This window comes from Dehalococcoidia bacterium (genome assembly GCA_030648205.1).
Classification (GTDB): Bacteria; Chloroflexota; Dehalococcoidia; order JAUSIH01; family JAUSIH01; genus JAUSIH01.
In genome coordinates, this window is sequence record JAUSIH010000086.1 from 1 (window position 1) to 19,147 (window position 19,147).

19 protein-coding genes and 1 pseudogene are annotated in these 19,147 nt (G+C 65.5%); 4 read left to right on the top strand and 16 right to left on the bottom strand.

Annotated elements, in window-relative coordinates:
• The 10 genes from Q7T26_09890 to Q7T26_09935 all read right to left on the bottom strand — a co-directional run.
• Nucleotides 1–349, bottom strand: a 349-nt coding sequence (locus tag Q7T26_09890) for a DsbA family protein (protein ID MDO8532451.1), incomplete at its 3' end; no start/stop codon positions are given.
• Nucleotides 350–646: 297 nt separating this feature from the next.
• A complete protein-coding gene (locus tag Q7T26_09895) occupies nucleotides 647–2,800 on the bottom strand; it encodes a CDC48 family AAA ATPase (GenBank protein ID MDO8532452.1) in 2,154 nt (717 codons plus the stop codon).
• Nucleotides 2,801–3,229: 429 nt separating this feature from the next.
• Entirely contained in the window at nucleotides 3,230–3,832 is a 603-nt protein-coding gene (locus tag Q7T26_09900; GenBank protein MDO8532453.1) for a hypothetical protein, read from the bottom strand.
• A 25-nt stretch (nucleotides 3,833–3,857) separates the two neighbouring features.
• Entirely contained in the window at nucleotides 3,858–5,762 is a 1,905-nt protein-coding gene (gene uvrC / locus Q7T26_09905) for an excinuclease ABC subunit UvrC (protein MDO8532454.1), read from the bottom strand.
• Nucleotides 5,763–5,816: 54 nt separating this feature from the next.
• On the bottom strand, nucleotides 5,817–6,161 hold the full coding sequence (locus tag Q7T26_09910; GenBank protein ID MDO8532455.1) for a hypothetical protein: 345 nt from the start codon (nucleotides 6,159–6,161) through the stop codon (nucleotides 5,817–5,819).
• A gap of 153 nt (nucleotides 6,162–6,314) precedes the next feature.
• Entirely contained in the window at nucleotides 6,315–6,887 is a 573-nt protein-coding gene (locus Q7T26_09915; protein MDO8532456.1) for a heme-copper oxidase subunit III, read from the bottom strand.
• A gap of 5 nt (nucleotides 6,888–6,892) precedes the next feature.
• A complete protein-coding gene (locus Q7T26_09920) occupies nucleotides 6,893–7,132 on the bottom strand; it encodes a hypothetical protein (protein MDO8532457.1) in 240 nt (79 codons plus the stop codon).
• Nucleotides 7,133–7,154: 22 nt separating this feature from the next.
• Complete coding sequence (locus Q7T26_09925) at nucleotides 7,155–8,999, bottom strand: cbb3-type cytochrome c oxidase subunit I (protein MDO8532458.1); 1,845 nt, start codon at nucleotides 8,997–8,999, stop codon at nucleotides 7,155–7,157.
• Between the two features lie 18 nt (nucleotides 9,000–9,017).
• A complete protein-coding gene (coxB, locus tag Q7T26_09930) occupies nucleotides 9,018–9,758 on the bottom strand; it encodes a cytochrome c oxidase subunit II (protein ID MDO8532459.1) in 741 nt (246 codons plus the stop codon).
• A 321-nt stretch (nucleotides 9,759–10,079) separates the two neighbouring features.
• On the bottom strand, nucleotides 10,080–10,766 hold the full coding sequence (locus Q7T26_09935; protein ID MDO8532460.1) for a LuxR C-terminal-related transcriptional regulator: 687 nt from the start codon (nucleotides 10,764–10,766) through the stop codon (nucleotides 10,080–10,082).
• A 147-nt stretch (nucleotides 10,767–10,913) separates the two neighbouring features.
• Here Q7T26_09935 and Q7T26_09940 point away from each other — a divergent pair, with 147 nt between their 5' ends.
• From Q7T26_09940 to hisB, 4 genes are read left to right on the top strand one after another with little or no spacing between them, the layout of a single operon-like run.
• On the top strand, nucleotides 10,914–11,666 hold the full coding sequence (locus Q7T26_09940) for a zinc dependent phospholipase C family protein (protein ID MDO8532461.1): 753 nt from the start codon (nucleotides 10,914–10,916) through the stop codon (nucleotides 11,664–11,666).
• A complete protein-coding gene (gene hisD / locus Q7T26_09945; protein ID MDO8532462.1) occupies nucleotides 11,663–13,060 on the top strand; it encodes a histidinol dehydrogenase in 1,398 nt (465 codons plus the stop codon). The genes Q7T26_09940 and hisD overlap by 4 nt, the downstream gene beginning before the upstream one ends.
• Nucleotides 13,061–13,064: 4 nt before the next feature.
• Nucleotides 13,065–14,198, top strand: a complete 1,134-nt coding sequence (gene hisC, locus Q7T26_09950) for a histidinol-phosphate transaminase (protein ID MDO8532463.1) — start codon at nucleotides 13,065–13,067, stop codon at nucleotides 14,196–14,198.
• Nucleotides 14,185–14,784 (top strand): imidazoleglycerol-phosphate dehydratase HisB, encoded by a 600-nt coding sequence (gene hisB / locus Q7T26_09955; GenBank protein MDO8532464.1) that lies wholly within the window; start codon nucleotides 14,185–14,187, stop codon nucleotides 14,782–14,784. Before hisC ends, hisB begins: the two co-directional genes overlap by 14 nt.
• 85 nt (nucleotides 14,785–14,869) lie before the next feature.
• Here hisB and purS read toward each other — a convergent pair.
• The 6 genes and pseudogenes from purS to purB all read right to left on the bottom strand — a co-directional run bounded on the left by purS (nucleotide 14,870) and on the right by purB (nucleotide 19,013).
• Nucleotides 14,870–15,112 (bottom strand): annotated as a pseudogene (gene purS / locus Q7T26_09960) (phosphoribosylformylglycinamidine synthase subunit PurS).
• A gap of 179 nt (nucleotides 15,113–15,291) precedes the next feature.
• Nucleotides 15,292–16,194, bottom strand: coding sequence for a phosphoribosylaminoimidazolesuccinocarboxamide synthase (locus tag Q7T26_09965; protein MDO8532465.1), 903 nt, complete (start codon nucleotides 16,192–16,194; stop codon nucleotides 15,292–15,294).
• Between the two features lie 11 nt (nucleotides 16,195–16,205).
• Complete coding sequence (locus Q7T26_09970; protein MDO8532466.1) at nucleotides 16,206–16,883, bottom strand: YIP1 family protein; 678 nt, start codon at nucleotides 16,881–16,883, stop codon at nucleotides 16,206–16,208.
• A gap of 11 nt (nucleotides 16,884–16,894) precedes the next feature.
• On the bottom strand, nucleotides 16,895–17,023 hold the full coding sequence (locus Q7T26_09975) for a hypothetical protein (protein ID MDO8532467.1): 129 nt from the start codon (nucleotides 17,021–17,023) through the stop codon (nucleotides 16,895–16,897).
• Between the two features lie 14 nt (nucleotides 17,024–17,037).
• The gene (locus Q7T26_09980) at nucleotides 17,038–17,721 is read right to left on the bottom strand and encodes a YIP1 family protein (GenBank protein ID MDO8532468.1); all 684 of its coding nucleotides are present in this window, start codon (nucleotides 17,719–17,721) and stop codon (nucleotides 17,038–17,040) included.
• Between the two features lie 2 nt (nucleotides 17,722–17,723).
• Nucleotides 17,724–19,013, bottom strand: a complete 1,290-nt coding sequence (gene purB, locus Q7T26_09985; protein ID MDO8532469.1) for an adenylosuccinate lyase — start codon at nucleotides 19,011–19,013, stop codon at nucleotides 17,724–17,726.
• Nucleotides 19,014–19,147: the final 134 nt, after the last annotated feature.

A 19,147-nucleotide genomic window follows, 5' to 3' on the forward strand; every position in this document is an offset into this window, starting at 1 on the left:
TCTCTAGGTCCTTCTTGAAGCGCTTGATGTCCAGGCCCACCTCTTTGGCCAGCTTGATGAGCACCTTCGGGTCGGAGATATCCTCGTTGTCCTCGAAGTACAGCTTCAGCAGGGCCTCGTGGTACTTCAGAAACGCCTCGCCGCCCTGCAGCTCGGCGCACTTGCCGGCCTCGAGCGCGGGCATGCTGTGTGTGGGCATGTCCCGGTCGTCCGGCCAGGGGTGGAACTTGATGCCGTCCGGCGCGCCGAACTCGTTGGCCTTGCCCCACGACTCGCGGCTGTGGTCGTCCGGGCGCCGCCCCTTGGTCGGCTCGATGCGCAGCGGGTACGACTTCCAGGTGATGTCTATATCTTTCCCGTAGGCATCCTTTATTCGGTGCAGGCGGACCGCCGCATTGTAGCACCAGGGTCAGAGATAGTCTGAGTAAACGGTTACCTTAACGGGCGCGGGCATCGCTTTCTCCCCTGCTTTCCGGTCGTTGTTCCAGCTTTATCAGGGCTAGGCCTTGGCCACCTGTGGCCTGGGCCGCGGAGGCTGTCGTCGCGTTCGAGGCTTCTGCGTCTCCTGCGCCGTACCCTTCGCGGCAGGCTCGGCGGCGGCAGGCCCGGAATTCGCCGGGGCCGCTGCGGGCGCGGCGGCGTCGTGCTAGTGCTGATGCATCGCCGGGCGGCGCACCTCCTCCATGGCCTTGCGGAAGTGGCGCGCCGCGATGGAGAACTTGCTGTAGTCTCCCATCTCTCCACCCTTGTCCACGTACTCGCGGATGGCGAGCATGGTGGCGCGGCGGCACACGAAGGCGATGTCGCCGCCCGAGTAGTCGCTTGTCAGTTCGGACAGGGTCTCCAGGTTCACATCGGAGGCCAGGGACTTGCCCCGTGTGTGTACCTTCAGTATCTCAAGCCGCGCTTTTATATCCGGCAACGGCAGGTGGATGATCTGGTCGAACCGGCCGGGGCTCAGCAGCGCCGTGTCCACCATGTCCAGCCGGTTGGTGGCGCCCAGCAGGATGACGCCCCCCAACTCCTCCACGCCGTCAATTTCCGCCAGGAGCGCGCGGACCACCTGCTCCGTGACCTGCGAGTCCCCGCCGGAGCCCCGGTGGGGCGCGAGCGCGTCTATTTCGTCGAAGAACATGATGCAGGGGGCGGTCATGCGCGCCTTCTTGAAGAGCTCGCGGACGTCCTTCTCGCTCTCACCGACCCACTTGGAGAGGAGTTGAGACCCCTTGATGGATATGAAGTTGGTGCCGCTCTCGCTGGCGACGGCTCTGGCCAGCAGCGTCTTGCCGGTGCCGGGCGGGCCGGTCAGCAGGATACCTCTGGCGGGCTTGGCGTGGGCGTGCTTGAACAGCGTGGCGTACTTCATGGGCCATTCGATGGTCTCGCGGAGCGCCTGCTTGGCCTCTTCCAGACCGCCCACGTCCTCCCATTTGACCTTGTCCACATCCGTGGCAAGCTCGCGGATTGCGGAGGGCTTGAGACCCTTGGCGGCCTCCATGAAGTCATCCCGATGGACCATCAGCCCCTTGAGCTTCTCCGGCGTCAGCTGGTTCGTATCAAAGTCAACGTTCTGCATCTCCTTGCGGAGACGGACCATGGCCGCCTCGCGGCAGAGGTTCGCCAGGTCCGCGCCCACGTAGCCGTAGGTCAGGTTGGAGACCTCGCCCAAGTTCACATCCGACGCCATGGGCATGATGCGCGTGTGGATTTTGAGGATCTCCATCCGTCCCTTGTAGTCGGGGATGGAGATGTGTATCTCCCGGTCGAAGCGCCCGGGTCGTCGCAGCGCCGGGTCCAGCGAGCCGGGGATGTTGGTGGCCGCGATGACCATGACCTGGCCGCGTGCCTCCAGGCCGTCCATGAGCGCCATGAGCTGTGCGACGACGCGCTTCTCCACCTCGCCGTACACGTCCTCGCGCTTGGCGGCGATTGAGTCAATCTCGTCCAGGAAGATGATGCTGGGGGCGTTCTCCTGAGCCTCGCGGAAGACCTCGCGGAGGTGGGCCTCCGATTCGCCGTAGAACTTATGGAAGACCTCCGGCCCGCTTACATAGACGAAGTGGGCGGACGTTTCTCCGGCCACGGCGCGCGCCGTGAGGGTCTTGCCCGTGCCGGGGGGTCCATAGAGCAGGACGCCCTTGGGTGGTTCAATGCCCAGTTGAGTGAAGACCTCCGGGTGTTTCAGCGGCAGCTCTACAACTTCACGGACTTGCTGAAGCTGCGTACCCAGGCCGCCCACGTCCGAGTAGGAGACCTTCTGGCCGTCCTTGGTCTTGTCTCCTGCCTTGACCTTGACCGCCGTATCCGTTCCCACGACCACTGGTCCTTCCGGGTCTGTTGACCCCACGATGAAGTCAATGGATGGCAGGTCGCCGCGCTCCAGCCGGGCTTTGTCTCCCTTGTAAACGACCATGCCCTGGAGATGGCGGGACAGCTCTTCCGTCGTCTTGCCCCCGGGGTCGGAGAATGTGCTGAGGGCGGACAGGGCGACCTCTTTGCCCAGAACGTACGTGGACTTGCTGACGCCGACGGACTCGCCCAGGCCCACTTTCGCGTTGGCGCGGACGATATCATCCACCTGGATGACGCCCTTGCCCCGCTCCGTCGTGTACGTGCGCATCACCTTGGCGAAGGTTGCGCGCTTCCCCTCCAGGCGAATGACGTCGCCTATGACGGCGCTTACCCGCTCCATGTCCTGCGGGTCTATCCGCGCGATGCCGCGCCCCGTATCACCGGCGGGCGCCTCCGCCACCTCCAGGCTTATGCTCTTTTCGTCGTCTTTGATAGTTCCGTCAGACAAGGACTCTGCCTCCTCAAAGTAAGCCCGGGACAGGGCGGATGTTGATGTGCTCAGATAGCTGAGCGCCATAGGGGGCCGACCGGACTACACGGTAGCATCTCCATTATGGCTTGTCAAGGAATGGCGTTCTCTGGCCGGGCCGCCAGGCTGCGCGGCATCCAACGCGCTCACGCTGCGAGAGCTGCTTGGGGAGTGACACCTTGCCCCCTTGGGTCCCCCTCTCCTGTCAGGAGAGGGGGAGAATATAAAGAGCGAATGCGGGAGGACACCTCCCGTACCCTCCGGCGGGCCGCAGGGCGGCCCTGCACCCCGTTTCCTCTGTCATCCGAGCGGAGTCCTTCATACAAGGACCGGGCGAGGAATCTCCTGAAGGTCGTGTCTGGCGAGCGGTCATGCGTTTTGACGTGAGCGGGCGAAGGGAGTGAACTTCTAGTGCATGTGCATGCGGTCGTCAGCCGCGGGCGCTGCGCCGTAGCCACGCATGGCGTTGTACCGCACAACCTGCGCCTGCGTCAGCAGCGGCAGCGTCTCTAGGTGCGTCGCGAGGTGGGCCAGGCGCAGCTCGCCGCGCAGCGACTCGACGACGCGCACCTGCGCGGCGAGGGCTTCAGGCGTGGCCGTGCGGGTGCGGAACATCTCCTCCAGTCGTGCCTCCTCCACGAGCACGCGCTTGCCCAGCGCCGTCGTCCGTTCCTTCATGCGCGCGTACAGACGGGACACAGTGTCCCGCTGCTCCGGCGTCAGGCTTATCTGCGTCTGCATGTCCAGAAGGTGCTTCGGTCCCGGGTAGCCGTTCAACTCGGCGGCGCGCGCCAGCCCCATGCCGTTGCCCTCCCGCAGGTCGCGCACCTCCTGCGGCGTGAGCCCCTGAACGCCGGGGTAGGCGTCGCCGCGCGCGTAGGGCGAAGCCGTCGCACTGTGCTCCAGCACGGCGACGCGGTCCGCGAGCATTTGCGTCTGCGCCGCGAAGAAGGCGATTCCCGACGCTCCCACGGCGGCTACGAGGACCAGTGCGACAAACATCCAGCGCATCTGATTCCCTCCCTTGTGCCTGTGACTACAGACTCTCCTTGAGCTTTCGCGCCAGCCGCAGCGTCATCCCTGGCACCGCGGCTATCTCCTCTACAGGCGCCTCGCGGATGGCCTGCACGCTGCCGAACCGGCGCAGGAGCATGCGCTTGCGCTTGGGGCCGATGCCGGTCACGTCGTCCATCAGGCTGCGGATGCCCGTCGCCGAGCGCAGGTTGCGGTGGTAGGTGATGGCGAAGCGGTGCGCCTCGTCGCGCAGGCGCTGGACGAGCTGCAGCGCGGGCGAGCTGCGCGGCAGAAGGATGGACTCCGTCCGATGCGGCACGAATATCTCCTCCTGCTCCTTCGCGATGCCTGCCACGGGCAGCCCCGCCAGGCCCATGTCCAGCAGGACGTCCTGGGCCGCCGCCAGATGGCCCTTGCCGCCGTCAATCAGCACCAGGTCGGGCAGGACGCCGAAGGACTCGTCCGCCTTCTCCTTCGTCGCCGTGCGCGCGGGCGCGTGACCTTCGCCTTCGACGCCGACGACGGGCGGCCCTTCGACCGCGCTCAGGGCGGGCGCGAGGTGCTTGAACCGGCGACGCAGCATCTCCTGCATCATGGCGTAGTCGTTGGGGCCGGGCACCGTCTTGATTCTGAAGCGGCGGTAGTGCGCGCGCTTGGGCTTGCCGTCCTCGAAGACGACCATGCTCCCCACGGCGTTGGTCCCCTGGATGTTGGAGATGTCGTAGCACTCGATGCGCCGGGGCGCGCGCGGCAGTTCCAGGTGCTCGCCCAACTCGTCCAGCGCCTGGGCCAGCGCGTCGGCGTCGGTGAGGAAGCTCACCCGCGCCTGGGCGAGTCCCTCCTTCGCGTTCTCGGCGACCATCCGCACCAGCCTGCGCTTGCTGCCGCGCTGCGGCGCCTCGATGTGGACGCGGCCGCCCCGCTGCGATGTCAGCCACGCCTCGATGTCCGTCCTCTCGTCGGGAATGACCTGCGCCAGGATGGTCGGCGGGACGAACGACGCCGCGTGGTAGTACTGCTTGATGAAGCTGCCCATAACGCTGGTGTCGCTTTCGCCCTGGACGCCTTGCACGACGAAGTGGTCCCGGCCGATGATTTTGCCCGACCGGATGAAGAAGACCTGCACGTAGGCCTCGTCGCGGGCGCGCGCCAGGGCGATCACATCCTCGTCCACCATGCGCATGGAGACTTCCTTTTGCTCCTGGATGACGCGCTCCACGGCGCGGACCTGGTCGCGCAGGGTGGCGGCGCGCTCGAACTCAAGCCGCTCGGAGGCCTCCTCCATGCGCGCGCGCAGGTCGTCAAGCACCTGGTCGGCCCTCCCCTCCAGGAACTTGATGACATCGTCAATGACCTTGCGGTACTGCTCCCTGTCGGCCAGGCCAACGCACGGCGCCACGCAGCGGTGGATGTAGTACTCCAGGCACGGGCGCGGGTCGGCGCCGGTGATCGTCTTGGTACACGAGCGGTAGGGGAACAGCCGCTTGAGCAGGTCCAGGGTCTTGCGTACGGAGCCCGCGCTGGCGAAGGGGCCGAAGTACCGGCCGCCGTCCTTCTCCATGCGCCGCGTAATGAAGATGCGCGGAAAGGGATCGGCGAGGTCAATCTTCAGGTAGGGGTAGGTCTTGTCGTCCTTGAGCCGGACGTTGTAGTGGGGTTTGTGCTGCTTGATGAGGGTGTTTTCCAGGATGAGCGCCTCGGCGTCGCTGCCGGTGACGATGTACTCCAGGTCGGCGACGTGCGCCACGAGTTGGCCCGTCTTGGGCGAGTCCAGGGGAGACTGAGCACCGAAGTAGGAGCGGACGCGGTTGCGCAGGCTGGCGGCCTTGCCCACGTAGATGACGCGGCCCGTCTCGTCCTTCATGATGTAGACGCCGGGCCGTGCGGGCAGACTGGCGACGCGCTCCTGGAGCCGCTCGGTGGTCATAGCCATAGCGAAGCTATTGTAGCACCGTGGCCGGGGACGGGGACGGAGTCAGGGCTAGCGGAGGAGTATGCCCTGGTTCTCCAGTACCTTGAGGGCGACCAGCACCACGACGACGATGCCCGTGAGCAGGGCGAGGGTCTTGAAGTCGCTCTTCAGATGGCGTACGTCCGGCGTCAATATTTGGCGGGCGCTCTTGGTGGCCTGAGGAGCGGCGCCGCTCTTGGCGGTCGCCGAGGCGGCAGTGGCTGTGGGCGCGGGCGTCGAGGCTGCGACCGCGGTGATGGCCCCGGCGGGCGCTGGCTCGGCGACGGCGGACGTGCCGCCGTGGTGGTGGGTCTTCTTGCGCCTGGCCAACTCGTGGTGCCGCGCGGCGATACGCTTGGACTGTTGCTTGGGCATATATATCTCGAGTCCTCCGCTAAGCTCGCCCCATTATACCGCAGGACACCACGTCGTACAACAGAACCGCCTACAGGCTTGTCCCCACCGGCAGGATACCCGGGGGAGCGTCCGCCGAGGACGTCCATCGCAGGGCCGAGCGCTGATGGGGCACTAGCTGACCAAGTACAGCGTGGGGTAGATGAACACCCACGCCACGTCAACAAAGTGCCAGTACTTGACCGCAGCCTCAGCTCCCCAGGAGTTCCCGCGGGTGAAGCGCCCCGACTTGCCCAGAAAATAGATGATGGCCAGCAGGACGATGCCGGTGAGGACGTGGAACGCGTGGACGCCGGTGAGCGTGAAGAAGACCGTTCCGAAGATGGTGGACGGCGGGAAGAAGTGGAAGGCTTCGTACCATTCGACGATGACGCCCGCGACGAAGAGCAGGCCAAAACCGATGGTGTAGAGGATATTCCGGCGGAAAAGTTTCTGGTCGCCGCAGGTGGCCCCCATTTCCGCGCGGTAGGCGGTGAGGCTGCTCAACAGCAGGACGATGGAGATGGCGAACCCCAGGGTCTGGTTGAGCTCCAGAGGCCGGGCCGCGCCCTGCAGGTAGAAGCGGCTGGACAAAAGCGCCGCGAAGAGGAAGCTCTCCGACAGGAAGAAGAGCCAGAGGCCGATGCGGTTGATGGCCAGTCGGCTATGGGTGCCTTGGGCCGCGTGGACGGAGGTCGTTCCGGTCATGTGCGTTACTCCTCCGTGTGGGGGTGTCGGATGTGGCCGATGTGCATGAAGTACTGGACGATGGGCCACGCGCCGACGAAGGCGAACGGGGCCAGAACAAGCCAGTTGTCTTTCGTCATCCTCACGCCTATCACGAACTCCACGATCTCAATCACCATGACTACGCCGAAGACGATGATCCCGCGCTTCAACTTCTTCTGCAGGTCGGCGCTTTTCACCGCGCCCTGTCTTGCTGGCTGATTCATGTTTGACAGCGCCCTCCCTCTGCTAGTGATTTTGGTCGCTGGCCGGAGTCTGGACGGCGTTCGGGGCGCTCGCGGCGTTCGGAACGCCATAGTTGTACTGGTTGCCTGTGACCACCGGCTGGCGCGGAAAGTTCTCCAGTGGCGGTGGAGAAGAGGTCTGCCACTCCAGGGTGGTGGCGCGCCACGGATTGTCGCCCGCCGCCGGGCCGCGGACCCAGGCGCGCACGAGATTGAAGACCATGACCAGGAAGCTGGCGCCCAAGAGGAAGGAGGCGACGCTGATGAACATGTTGAGGTCGGCCATGCTGGCGGGGTAGTCGAACACGCGGCGGTTCATGCCCTTCAGCCCGACCGCGAACATGGGGATGAACGTAAGGTTGTAGGCGATGAGCATCCACCAGAAGTGGAGCTTGCCCAGCTTCTCATTGTACATGCGCCCGGTGATTTTGGGGAACCAGTAGTAGAGTCCGGCCATGAGTCCGAAGATCTCGCCGCCCATGATGGTGTAGTGGAAGTGGGCGACGACGAAGTAGGTGTTCTGGAGCTGAATGTCCGTGGGGACGTCCGCCAGGTAGATGCCGGTGATGCCGCCGATGAGAAAGTTGAACACGAAGCCGAGGGCGAACAGCATGGGGGTCTTGAGCCACAGCTTGCCCTGCCAGATGGTCCCGAGGGCGGCCAGGAACACGACGCCCGTCGGGATGGAAATCAACTCCGTGCTCACCATGAACGGGATGTGCAGAAAATTCGGCATGCCGCTGACGTACAGGTGGTGTGCCCACACCAAGAAGCTCAAACCCACGATGCTCAGGAACGCGATGACCACCCACTTGTACGCGAAGACCGGTTTGCGGGAGAAGTGGGACAGCACCTCCAGCGCAACGCCGAAGGCAGGAAGGATCATGATGTAAACAGCAGGGTGGGAGTAAAACCAGAAGACATGCTGGTATAGCAGGGGCGCTCCACCTCGCGCGGCGTCAAAAAACGCCATGCCCGCCACGCGCTCAAGGATGATCATGATGAGACCGTAGGCGACGAACTGGGTGGCCGTCAGGCTGATCAGCGAGGCGGCGAGGATAGACCAGACGAAGACGGGGAGACGGCCCCAGGTCATGCCGGGCGCACGGAGGGTCACGATAGTGGTGATGAAGTTCAGGCCCCCGAGGATGGAGGAGAAGCCGAACGTGAGGAACGCCAGCAGGAAGAAGAGCTGTCCGGTGGCGTTCACGACTGACAGGGGAGGGTAGGCCGTCCAGCCGGAGTCGAATCCCCCGAACAGGGGCGCCAGAAGCAGCATCACGGCGACCGGGGGGACAATCCAGTAGCTCAGTGCGTTGAGGCGGGGGAAGGCCACGTCCTCGGCGCCGATGAGCAGCGGCACGGTGAAGTTGGCGAAGCCGCCGATGATGGCGGCCACGGCCACGGCCACCATCATGATGCCGTGCAGGCTCATGGTGGTGGCGAACTCGATGGGCCCCATGATGTTGCGGCCCGGCGCCATGAGTTCCCACCGCATGAGCATGGACAGGCCACCGGCCAGAAGCATCACGACGATGAACGTGACGGTGTACTGGACGCCCACCACTTTGTGGTCGGTGTTGAAGGCGAAGTACCGTTGCCATCCCCTGGCCGTGCTGGCCCTGGCCTTCAAGCCGAACCACTCGCACGCCCACTGGTCCCACATGCCGACGCCCATTAGCCAGCCCGGCAGGGCGAAGAGGTATCCCAGCGCGATGGCGGGCTCGCCGGGGTCCGCGTGCCCCGAGAGGGCGGACAGCCCGATACCGAGGCCCGCGCCTATCAGATAGCCGATGGCGGCGAAGACAAGGCCCTTACCTATCGGTCTCAGAGTGGAGAGAACGGCCATGAGCGCCCTCCTTGGACACTACTGCTTTTTCTGCTGCTGCGCGACCCACGCCTCGAAGTCTTTCTGTTCGACGATGCGGACGGGGATGCTCATCAGGCCGTGCCCGGCGCCGCACAGCTGGGTGCACTGAAGCCGAATGGTGTCATCCGTGTTGGTGGAGCCTATCCGGTTGGGAGTGGCGTAAGCCTGCGTGACCAGACCGGGTACGGCGTCAATCTTCACACGGAAGGCGGGAACCCAGAACCCGTGGAGGACGTCTCTCGCGGTGATATCAAAGCGGACGTGCTTATTGATGGGAAGCACCATCTCCTTGCCCGTCGTCGCGTTGCCGTCGGAGGGGTACGTGACCTGCCAACCGAAGCTATAGCCCTCCACTTGGACGACCAGGTCGGGCTTTTCCGCGGCGTCGGCAAAGATCTCCATCATGCCGGTGATGCCCGGGTGGATGATCACCAGCACAGTCAGGGCGCTCGTGATGATGAGCCACGTGGCCACGACGGTCTTGTTCGTGTGCACCTGGGGCCCGCCCGTGGTCGGCTCGCCCTTGCTGCGGAACCGGAAGATGCTGTAGAGCAGCGTCACCGCTACGAACATGAAAACGGGGACGGCCAGGAGAGTCAGAGTCCGGAACGCGTCGTCCGCGACCTTGGCCTCGCGAGCGGCGGCCTGAGGGAAGAATTCGACCGAATTGACAAGCAGGAGTCCAAGCGCCGTGAGAATGGTCCACAGGGTAGCGACTATCAGGATATCGCGCCTCACACAGCCCTCCTTCAGTCCGGCGGCCAATCGGTATCAGGCCCGGAACGGGCACACAGGCGTCGCTACAGTTTAGGATGGATGGCGTTCCCAAAATAGATGCGGATGCATCCTTTTCCGCGCAAGCGGGCAAGGGGGGTGCTGACGGAAATGGACTAGTGTAGTGCTTCCTAAATAGCGTTAGGTGAAGTAAGCTGCTGGGCATGAACAACAAGCCGTTTGTCTGGATGGCCTCCGTGCAGGCCATTCTTGCCAAAGTCCGGAGAACTAACGAAGTGTTGGAAGCACTACACTAGCAGGTTCGGCTGGCGTCGGGGGGCCTGCCTAGATCAGTTTGTGTTCAGAGGCGAAGACCACGGCCTGTAGCCGGTTCTGCACGCCCAGCTTGGTAAGCACCCTGTTGATGTAGTTGCGGGTGGTGACGATCTGTATGGACAGGGTGCTGGCTATCTTTTCCGTGGTCGTGCCTGAAGCGAGAAGCCGAAGCACCTCTATCTCGCGGCGCGAGAGTTGGGGAAGCGGTGGCGCGGAATCGTCCGCGTGCTCCTTGAGATGCCCGTCGCCCGCGACCAGCAACTCCCGAAGGGCCGCGCTGGCCTTGCGGGCGAACTCTTCGGTGTGGCGGTGTCCGGTCACGTCCCGGAACAGGTGAATGACCTGGAGCGTGTTCCTTCCTGTCTTCGGGATAGCCACGCTCATATTGAGCCACTTCACCTCGCCGTCGGGCAGGGTGCAGAGGATGTCGTAGTCAGGCGTAGGGCGGCCGCGCCGCGCCTTCGCCATTATCGGGCAGTTGCGCCTGCAGAAGCGGTAGTTCTGTGGGGCCTGGCCCGCCACCACCTCGTGACACGGCTTGCCGAGCACCTCCGCCGCTTTGCGGCCCAGGATGCGCTCGGCGTTGTCGCTCCAGTACAGGATGCGCTGACGGGAGTCCACGACGAACATGCCGTCGTGGGTGACGAGGCCTTCCCAGTTTGCGTCGTTCGGCGACGCCTTCGATTTGCGTGGCATGAAGTTTCCTGACAATCGAGTTGTCAGACACCATACCACAGAGCGGCGAAACTTTCCACAAATCCATCCGCGGTGAACAGCCCAAGGACAATGCCATACAATGCTAACTGCTATAATAACAAGCTGAAAGCTTGGGAGAGTTGAGCGATGCCTAGCATCTGTCTGCACATGCGGATAGCCTTGGAAGCGTCGGAGCGCCTGGGTATGTCGGCCCTTGAGCGTCACCTGGGCAGCTTCTTGCTGGGCTCCACGGCCCCTGACGTGCGCGTGACCCTTGGGTGGCAGCGGGAGCGCACCCATTTCTTCGACCTGGCGAAGGACGGCGTCGGCGCGGGCGTCGAGGGTCTGTTCCGCGCCTACCCTGACCTTGTGGAGCAGGCGCGTGCGAATGAGCCTACCAGGGCGTTCCTGGCGGGGTACATCACGCACCTGTTGCTGGACGAGACGTGGATTGTGGACATATACCGTCCTTACTTTGGCGCTGGCTCCCCGCTCGGCGGCACCGTGCGGGCGAACCTGCTGGACCGCACTCTGCAGTACGAGATGGACCGCCGCGAGCGGGAGGACCAGCCGACTCTTGCGCTGTGGCGTCGCGCGCTGCGGGACGCGGACAACGGTGTGGAGGTGGGCTTTATCAGCGGCGTGACGCTTCAGCAGTGGCGCGACTTCGTGGTGCGCGCGGCCGGCCGCAACCCGAGCTGGGAGTACTTCCGCGGTCTGGTCGAGCGCATGTTCGTGGGGTCGAAGGCGCTCTCGCAGACGGAGATGGAGCAGTACCTGGCGCACCTGCCGAAGGCGCTGGAGCGCCTGGGCGGGCACGTGCCCGCGGAGAAGCTTGTCGAGTTCCGCGCCCAGGCCACCGAACGGTCCCTGAGCGCCTTCAGGACGTATTTGTCGTGAGAATCGTAAACGGCTCCGCCGCCGCTCGAACAGAACTGCTGCGCCGTCCGCCCATGGACACCGCGGAGGTGCCTCAGTCCATGCTGGACCGCCTGCGCGCCCTTTTCGGCGAGCCGCTGACGCCCGAACAAGCGGTGGCCCGCATCATCCGCGACGTGCGCGAACGCGGCGACGACGCCATCCGCGACTACACGCAGCGCATTGACGGCGTTGCGATGGACGCGCTGGAGGTGCCGCGCCATGAGATAGAGGCGGCCTACAAGCGGGTGGAGCGCCCCGTGGTCAAGGCGTTGAACTTGGCCGCGGAGCGGGTGCGGGCCTTCCATCAGCGCGGGTTGCCGCACGGTTGGATGGACCTGGAGGCCGGTCTTGGGGAGATGGTGCGTCCGCTGGAGCGCATCGGCGTGTACATTCCGGGCGGTACGGCGGCCTACCCGTCCACCGTCCTGATGACGGTCGTCCCCGCCAGGGTGGCGGGCGTTCGGGACGTGGCGCTGGCCACGCCCGCGCGGAAAGGTGGTGAGGTCCCGCCTGTGGTGCTGGTAGCCGCGGACATCGCGGGGGTGGACAGGGTGTATCGCATGGGCGGCGCCCAGGCCATCGCCGCTCTGGCCTACGGCACCGAGAGCGTGCCGCGAGTGGACAAGATATTCGGGCCGGGCAACCTTTTCGTCATGCTCGCCAAGCGCCAGGTCTTTGGCGCGGTGGGCATTGACGCGCTGCAAGGGCCTACGGAGACCCTCATCATCGCGGACGACAGCGCTGACCCGACCATCTGCGCCGCTGACATGCTGGCCCAGGCCGAGCACGACGTGCTGGCTGCGCCGCTGCTCATCACCACGTCCGCCGACCTGGCGGAGCAAGTACGCAGGGAATTGGACCGCCAGATCGAGAGTCTGGAGCGCAAGGAGATCGCGGCGGGGGCGCTGGGTAATCGTGGAGGCATCGCGGTGGTGGACACGCTGACGGAGGCCGTCGGCCTGGCGAACGAGTACGGGCCGGAGCACCTGTGCCTGCTGGTGCGCGACCCGTGGGCCTGGGTGGGCCGTGTCAAGAACGCGGGCGGCGTGTTCCTGGGCGAAGGCTCGCCGGAGGTCTTCGGCGACTACGTGGCCGGGCCAAGCCACGTCATGCCGACCAGCGGGACGGCCCGTTTCAGCGCGCCGGTGAACATCAGGGACTTCTTCAAGGTGACGAGCGTCATCGCCCTGCGGGAAGACAAGCTCACCGAGCTGGCGGAGGCGGCCTCCGTGCTCGCCCGCGCCGAGGGGCTGACCGCGCACGCCCGCGCCGCCGAGTTGCGGCTGAGCAGGCGGCCCGCCGCGCGGAAGATACCCGCTCCCATGCCCACACCGAAGCGGGACTCCTTCAAGTCAGAACCGGCGAAGGGATAAATCAGTGGCCTCACAGGAAAGTCGCGGGCAAGACCCCCTCGCTCGACTCATCCGTCCGCACCTGCTGCGGATGGCGGGCTATCAGCCCATACGTCCCGTGGAGGCCGTGAGCGAGGAGGAGGGACGCCCCGCCGCGGACATCGTGAAGCTGGACGGGAACGAAAACCCGTACGGCTGCTCTCCGCGTGTGCGCCAGGCCCTCGCCGAGTTCCCGTGGTATCACCTGTACCCTGATCCGGAGCAGAGCCGTCTGCGGACGGCCCTCGCGCGCTACATGGGCCTTGGGCCGGAGAACATCGTAGCGGGCGCGGGCAGCGACGAGATCATTGACCTGCTACTGCGCCTGACGCTGGAGCCGGGCGACGCCGTTGTGGACTGCGTGCCCACCTTCGGCATGTACCGCTTCTCCACAGAGCTTTGCGGAGGCCGCTCCGTCGCCGTGCCGCGCCGCGCCGACTACGGCCTGGACGTGCCCGCGGTGAAGCGGGCGCTGGGGGGCGCCAAGGCCGTCTTCATCGCGTCGCCCAACAACCCCACGGGCAACCTGTCGCCCCAGGCCGAGATAGAAGAGCTGCTGAGAAGCGGGGCGCTGGTCGTGGTGGACGAGGCGTACCAGGAGTTCAGCGGAGAGACGGTGGCGCCCCTTGTCGCGCGCTATCGCAACCTGGTGGTCCTGCGCACGTTCAGCAAGTGGGCCGGTCTGGCGGGGCTGCGCGTCGGCTACGGCGCCATGGCCCCGGAGCTGGCCGCGCGGCTGATGCACATCAAGTCGCCGTACAACGTGAACGCCGCCGCCGAGGTGGCCGCGCTTGCCGCCCTGGAGGACGGGGCGCATCTGCGGAAGGTCGTGCAGCTCATCGTGGCGGAACGGGAGCGTCTGTTCAAGGAGCTGGCGCGGCTGCCGTTCCTGACGGTGTACCCGTCGCGGGCCAACTTCCTGCTCTGCCGCGTCGCGGGGGTCGGCCCTTCCGCGGAAGGGGTGCACGCGGCGCTGCGCCGCAGGGGCGTTCTGCTTCGCCACTTCAACACGCCATATGTGAAAGACTGCCTGCGCGTCAGCGTGGGCCGGCCCGAGGACACGGACCGGCTTTTGACAGCCCTGCGCCAGGCGTGGGAGGAATGCCGTGCCGGAGCGTAAAGCGCGCATCGAACGGGCCACCGGCGAGACGAACGTGACGGTCTCCCTGGACCTGGACGGGTCGGGGAAGTACCGCGTCGCGACGGGGATGGCTATGCTGGACCACCTGGTGGCGCAGATCGCCCGCCATGGCCGCTTCGACATGGACGTCGCGGCGAAGGCGCTGAGCGACCCGGACGGGCACCATCTGGCGGAGGACCTTGCTATTGTCCTGGGGCGGGCGTTCAGCGAGGCGCTGGGCGAGCGGCAGGGCATTGCGCGCATGGGGCACGCTATTGTGCCGCTGGACGAGGCGCTGGCGCTGGTGGCGGTGGACGTGGGCGGGCGCGGTTACGCGGTCATTGACGCGCCGATGGATGGGGAGAAGATAGGCGACATGCCCTCCGACATGGTGCGGCACGTGCTGGAGACCCTGGCGCGGGAGGCGAAGATCAACCTCCACGCCCGCATCCTGGCCGGAGTGAACGACCATCACCGTGCAGAAGCGCTTTTCAAGGCGCTGGCCCGCGCCCTGGACCAGGCGACGCGCCGCGACCCGCGGACGGCGGGGCAGGCGCCCAGCACCAAGGGTGTTATCGAGCGGTAGTCGTCCGCTTTGGTCCGCGCGCCGCCGGACGCCTGACGGCCTGCGCTGCCCTCTTCGGCGATGCCTTTCCAGTCCCGTCTCGCAGCTCCTCCAGCTCGTAGCGAAACAGCTCGATGACAGGGTTGGCGAGGAGCTTGCGACACATCTCCTGAACGTGGGCGTCCGCCTTCGCGCGGGTCGGCTCGTCCACCGTTATCTCGATGTACTTGCCCACGCGGACGCTCCGCACGCTGCTGAAGCCCAGCGTCTGGAGGGTGTTGCGGACGGTCAGGCCCTGGGGATCGTTGACCGTGGGCTTCAGAGTGACGTAGATCTTCGCGAGATACATTTGTTTCGTGTCCACCTTTTCGCAAGACGTTGCGTCCAGTATAACCGAGGTCTGGGCGGCCTCATCACCCTGTGGAGAAGGGGGGACAAAGAAACGGGGGACACCCCCGTTACCCCGGCAGGAACTCGTGGTTCCTTGCACCTTCCGGTCCGGCGTTCGGGGTGACAGTGAGGGGCCGCCTACCGCAGCCTCTCCCCCGTCAGCAGCCGGAAGACCTCCTGGTAGCGCTGGGACGTGCGCTGGACGATTTCGTCCGGCAGCGTGGGCGCGGGCGGCTCCTTGTTCCAGCCGGACGCCGTCAGCCAGTCCCGCACAATCTGCTTGTCGAAGCTGGGCTGTGACGCGCCCGGAGCGTAGAGCTTCGCGTCCCAGAAGCGGCTGGAGTCCGGCGTCAGCATCTCGTCAATGACGCATATCGCGCCGTCAATGTAGCCGAACTCGAACTTGGTGTCCGCGATGATGATCCCCTTCCGGCGGGCCTCGTCGTGGGCGTAGGTGTAGATGGCGATGGACTTGTCCCCCAGCGCCCGGGCCGTCGCCTCTCCGGCCATGTCCGCCACCTGCTGAAAGGACATGGGCATGTCGTGGCCCGTCTCCGCCTTCGTGGTGGGCGTGAAGAGCGGCTCCGGCAGGCGGTCGCTCTCGCGCAGGCCCTTCGGCGCGAGCATGCCGCCGATGGTGCCGTGCGACCGGTACTCCGCCCACGCGGAGCCGGACAGGTAGCCGCGCACCACGCACTCCACGTCAACGCGTTGCGCCTTGCGCGCCACGGTCGCCCTTCGCACGATCTCCGACGGCAGAGACGCCAGCATGGCGGACGCGGGCAGCCCGGCGACCTTGTCCCGCTCGTACGCCATCGCCGCCAGGTGGTTCCGGCACAGGTGGGCCGTCTTCCGGAACCAGAAGGCGGAGAGTTGGGCCAGGACGGCCCCTTTCTCCGGGATGCCGTTGGGCAGGACCACGTCGAAGGCGGATATACGGTCGGTGGCGACGATGAGCAGGTAGTCGCCGAGGTCGTAGTTATCCCTGACTTTGCCCCGGTGCAGCAGGTTGGGAAGGTCGGTCCTGAGCAAAACGGTCATTGCACGTACCTCTAGCCTAACGCTCCGAGAGACAGGATAACGAACGCCGCTAGCACAGCGGAGAGTATGAAGCTGAGCACGAACGCGGCAGCGGCTGGTATGAGGAAGACCGCTAACGCGCGTCCGACGCTCATATTGTAGTTGACCTTGATCGCGATGACTTGAAGAACATAGACCCAGAGGACGATGACATAGATGATGACGACGCTGATAGTCTGGGAATTCGGACCGCTGACGGCAGCGAGAGTAACCAGCAATGCGGTCAGAAGCAGGGGCAGTGAGGCCATGGACGTTCCCGCAAAGATGCCCGCGAGCGTCCCAGAGCCTTTAAGCCTCCCCGCCACGATGTGGTATGTGAGCGCGGTGGAGAAGATGCCTAGGGGCAGGATGAAAAGGACGATGACCGCGAGGAGCGACCTCATTTGCTCGTGGGGAATCGGCAGGAGGCGCAAGGCTTCCAGCGGGGGGGCGAACAGTACGACGACGGCGAGCGGCGTGGTCATCAGCAACAGAGCCCACACTCCCCACGCGAGCTTCCGCTCGCGGCAGGCGTAGGAGAGCGTGGCTTGCGGGTGGACGACGACGCCCCACGCCGCCTGCCAGAAGCCCATCGGGGGATTGGGGATTGGGGGTTGGGGGCTGGCGGGCTGCGCCGGCTCCGGAGCGGCGGGGGTCTCTGAAATCTGCATTCTGTCCTCCTCTAAAGCCCCACGCGTCGGAAGATGGCGTCCACGTGGCGGATGTAATATGCGTAGTCGGCCAGCGCGTTCAGTTCGCCGTCGGACAGATGGGTCCGGACATCGGCGTTGGTCCTGAGCAGGACGGACATGGCGCTCCTCGTTTCTATTCGACGGTACCGAAGGCCATCAGCACGAAAATAGTAATGATGATGCTGAGGACGATGACCAGGCGGCCTATGAGAATGAGCCAGAAAATAAGGAATATGGCGATGGCCTTGCCGGTCGTCAGGTTGTAGTTGACCTTGACGGCAAGGAAATCGAGGATGGTGACCCACATGATGATGCCCGCGCTGACGATGGTGGCGGCGACGCTGCCCGTCTGGCCCGCGACGAGCGGCAGGAACTGGAAGGGCACGATCAGAACGCCCGGCACGCCCGCCATCATGTAGCCCGCGAAGAGGCTGCGGAACGTGCCCTGCGCCTTGAACCACCGCGCGATGACATGGTACCCGAAGGCTGCTGGTAGAAAGTTCAGTGGCGTCGCCACGAGGACGACAGGCCCGAAGATGTTCCGGAACTGGTGTCCGGAGAGAAGCAGTATCCGTTCCATCTCCGGCTGGGGGATGACCCACGCCGCCAGCGCTCCGGACAGGCTGAAGAAGACCAGCAGCCAGACGCCCCACGATATCTTCCGCTCGCGGCAGACATGCGCGAGCGTGGCCTGCGGGTGGACGACGACTCCCCACGCGGCCTGCCAGAAGGTGAGCGAGGGGCTTGCGATTGGGGGATGGGGGCCGGCGGGCTGCGCCGGAGCCGGCGCAGCGGGCGGCTGCGGTGTCTGCGTCACGGCTATAACCCGATGCGCTTGAAGATGGCGTCCACGTGGCGGATGTAAAAAGCGTAGTCGGCCAGCGCGCTCAGTTCGCCGTCGGACAGGTGGGTCCGGACATCGGCGTCGGCCTTGAGCAGCGCCATGAAGTCCTTCTCCTCGTCCCACGCCCGCATGGCGTTCCGCTGGACGAGCTTGTACGCCTGCTGCCGGTTGAGGCCCTTCTCGATGAGCGCCAGCAGGACGCGCTGCGAGAAGACCAGCCCGCGCGACAGGTCAATGTTGCGGCGCATCCGCTCCGGGTACACCTTCAGCCCGCGCATGATGAACGTGAACGTGTCCAGCATGTAGTCCAGCGCCAGGCAGGAGTCCGGCAGGATGATGCGCTCCGCGGAGGAGTGGCTGATGTCCCGCTCATGCCACAGGGCCACGTTCTCCAGGGCGGTGACGGCGTGACCGCGCAGCAGTCGGGCCAGGCCGCAGACGCGCTCGGAGAGTTCCGGGTTGCGCTTGTGCGGCATGGCGCTGGAGCCGGTCTGGCCTTCGCTGAACGGCTCCTCGACCTCGCGCACCTCCGTCCGCTGCAGCCCGCGTATCTCCGTGGCGAACTTCTCCAGCGATGCGCCGCACAGGGCCAGCGTCGTGACGAACTGGGCGTGGCGGTCGCGCTGAATGACCTGGCTGGAGACGGGGTCAACGCCGAGGCGGAGCCGCTTCAGCGCGTACTCCTCGACCTCCAGCGGGACGGTGGCGTGCGTGCCCACCGCGCCGGAGATTTTGCCGACGGATACGGCCTCCCTCGCCTGCTCCAGCCGCGCCCTGTTCCGGCGCACCTCCTCGACCCACAGCGCTAGCTTCAGCCCGAACGAGGTCGGCTCCGCGTGGACGCCGTGGGTGCGGCCCATCATCAGCGTGCGCCTGTGCTCCCGCGCGCGCTCCGTGAGGACGCCTTCCAGGACGCGGAGGTCGTCCAGCAGAAGGTCAGCGGCTTTGCGGAGCTGAAGCGCCTGGGCGGTGTCAATGACGTCGTTGGAGGTGAGGCCCAGGTGGACGAAGCGGCTCGCCTCGCCGATGCTGGGCGCGATGGCGCGCAGGAAGGCGGTGACGTCGTGGCGGGTCTCCGCGAACGCCTGCCGGTAGAGGCGCGGGTCGAAGCGGGCCTTGCGAATGGCGGCGAGCGCGTCCTGGGGGATGACGCCCTGCTCGGCCCATCCCTCGCAGACGGCTATCTCCACCTTCACCCAGTTCTGGAACCGGGTATGGTCGGACCATGCCCTTTTCATGCGGGGCCGGGAGTAGCGTTCAATCAAGGGAGGTCACCTCACCCCCTGGCCCCCTCTCCTTGAGGAGAGGGGGAAGTGTAGATTGCTGCTGGGAGGACACCCTTCGGCTGCGCTCAGGGCAGGCTCTCCCAGACCCTCCGACGGGCCGCACTGCGGCCTTG

Bases quoted from the DNA above. Each gene is read 5' to 3' on its own strand.
- Q7T26_09915 (MDO8532456.1), bottom strand. From the start codon at position 6,887: ATGACCGGAACGACCTCCGTCCACGCGGCCCAAGGCACCCATAGCCGA.
- Q7T26_09965 (MDO8532465.1), bottom strand. From the start codon at position 16,194: ATGACCGTTTTGCTCAGGACCGACCTTCCCAACCTGCTGCACCGGGGC.
- Q7T26_09935 (MDO8532460.1), bottom strand. From the start codon at position 10,766: ATGCCACGCAAATCGAAGGCGTCGCCGAACGACGCAAACTGGGAAGGC.
- Q7T26_09910 (MDO8532455.1), bottom strand. From the start codon at position 6,161: ATGCCCAAGCAACAGTCCAAGCGTATCGCCGCGCGGCACCACGAGTTG.
- uvrC (MDO8532454.1), bottom strand. From the start codon at position 5,762: ATGACCACCGAGCGGCTCCAGGAGCGCGTCGCCAGTCTGCCCGCACGG.
- Q7T26_09900 (MDO8532453.1), bottom strand. From the start codon at position 3,832: ATGCGCTGGATGTTTGTCGCACTGGTCCTCGTAGCCGCCGTGGGAGCG.
- Q7T26_09975 (MDO8532467.1), bottom strand. From the start codon at position 17,023: ATGTCCGTCCTGCTCAGGACCAACGCCGATGTCCGGACCCATCTGTCC.
- Q7T26_09940 (MDO8532461.1), top strand. From the start codon at position 10,914: ATGCCTAGCATCTGTCTGCACATGCGGATAGCCTTGGAAGCGTCGGAG.
- Q7T26_09970 (MDO8532466.1), bottom strand. From the start codon at position 16,883: ATGCAGATTTCAGAGACCCCCGCCGCTCCGGAGCCGGCGCAGCCCGCC.
- Q7T26_09920 (MDO8532457.1), bottom strand. From the start codon at position 7,132: ATGAATCAGCCAGCAAGACAGGGCGCGGTGAAAAGCGCCGACCTGCAG.
- Q7T26_09925 (MDO8532458.1), bottom strand. From the start codon at position 8,999: ATGGCCGTTCTCTCCACTCTGAGACCGATAGGTAAGGGCCTTGTCTTC.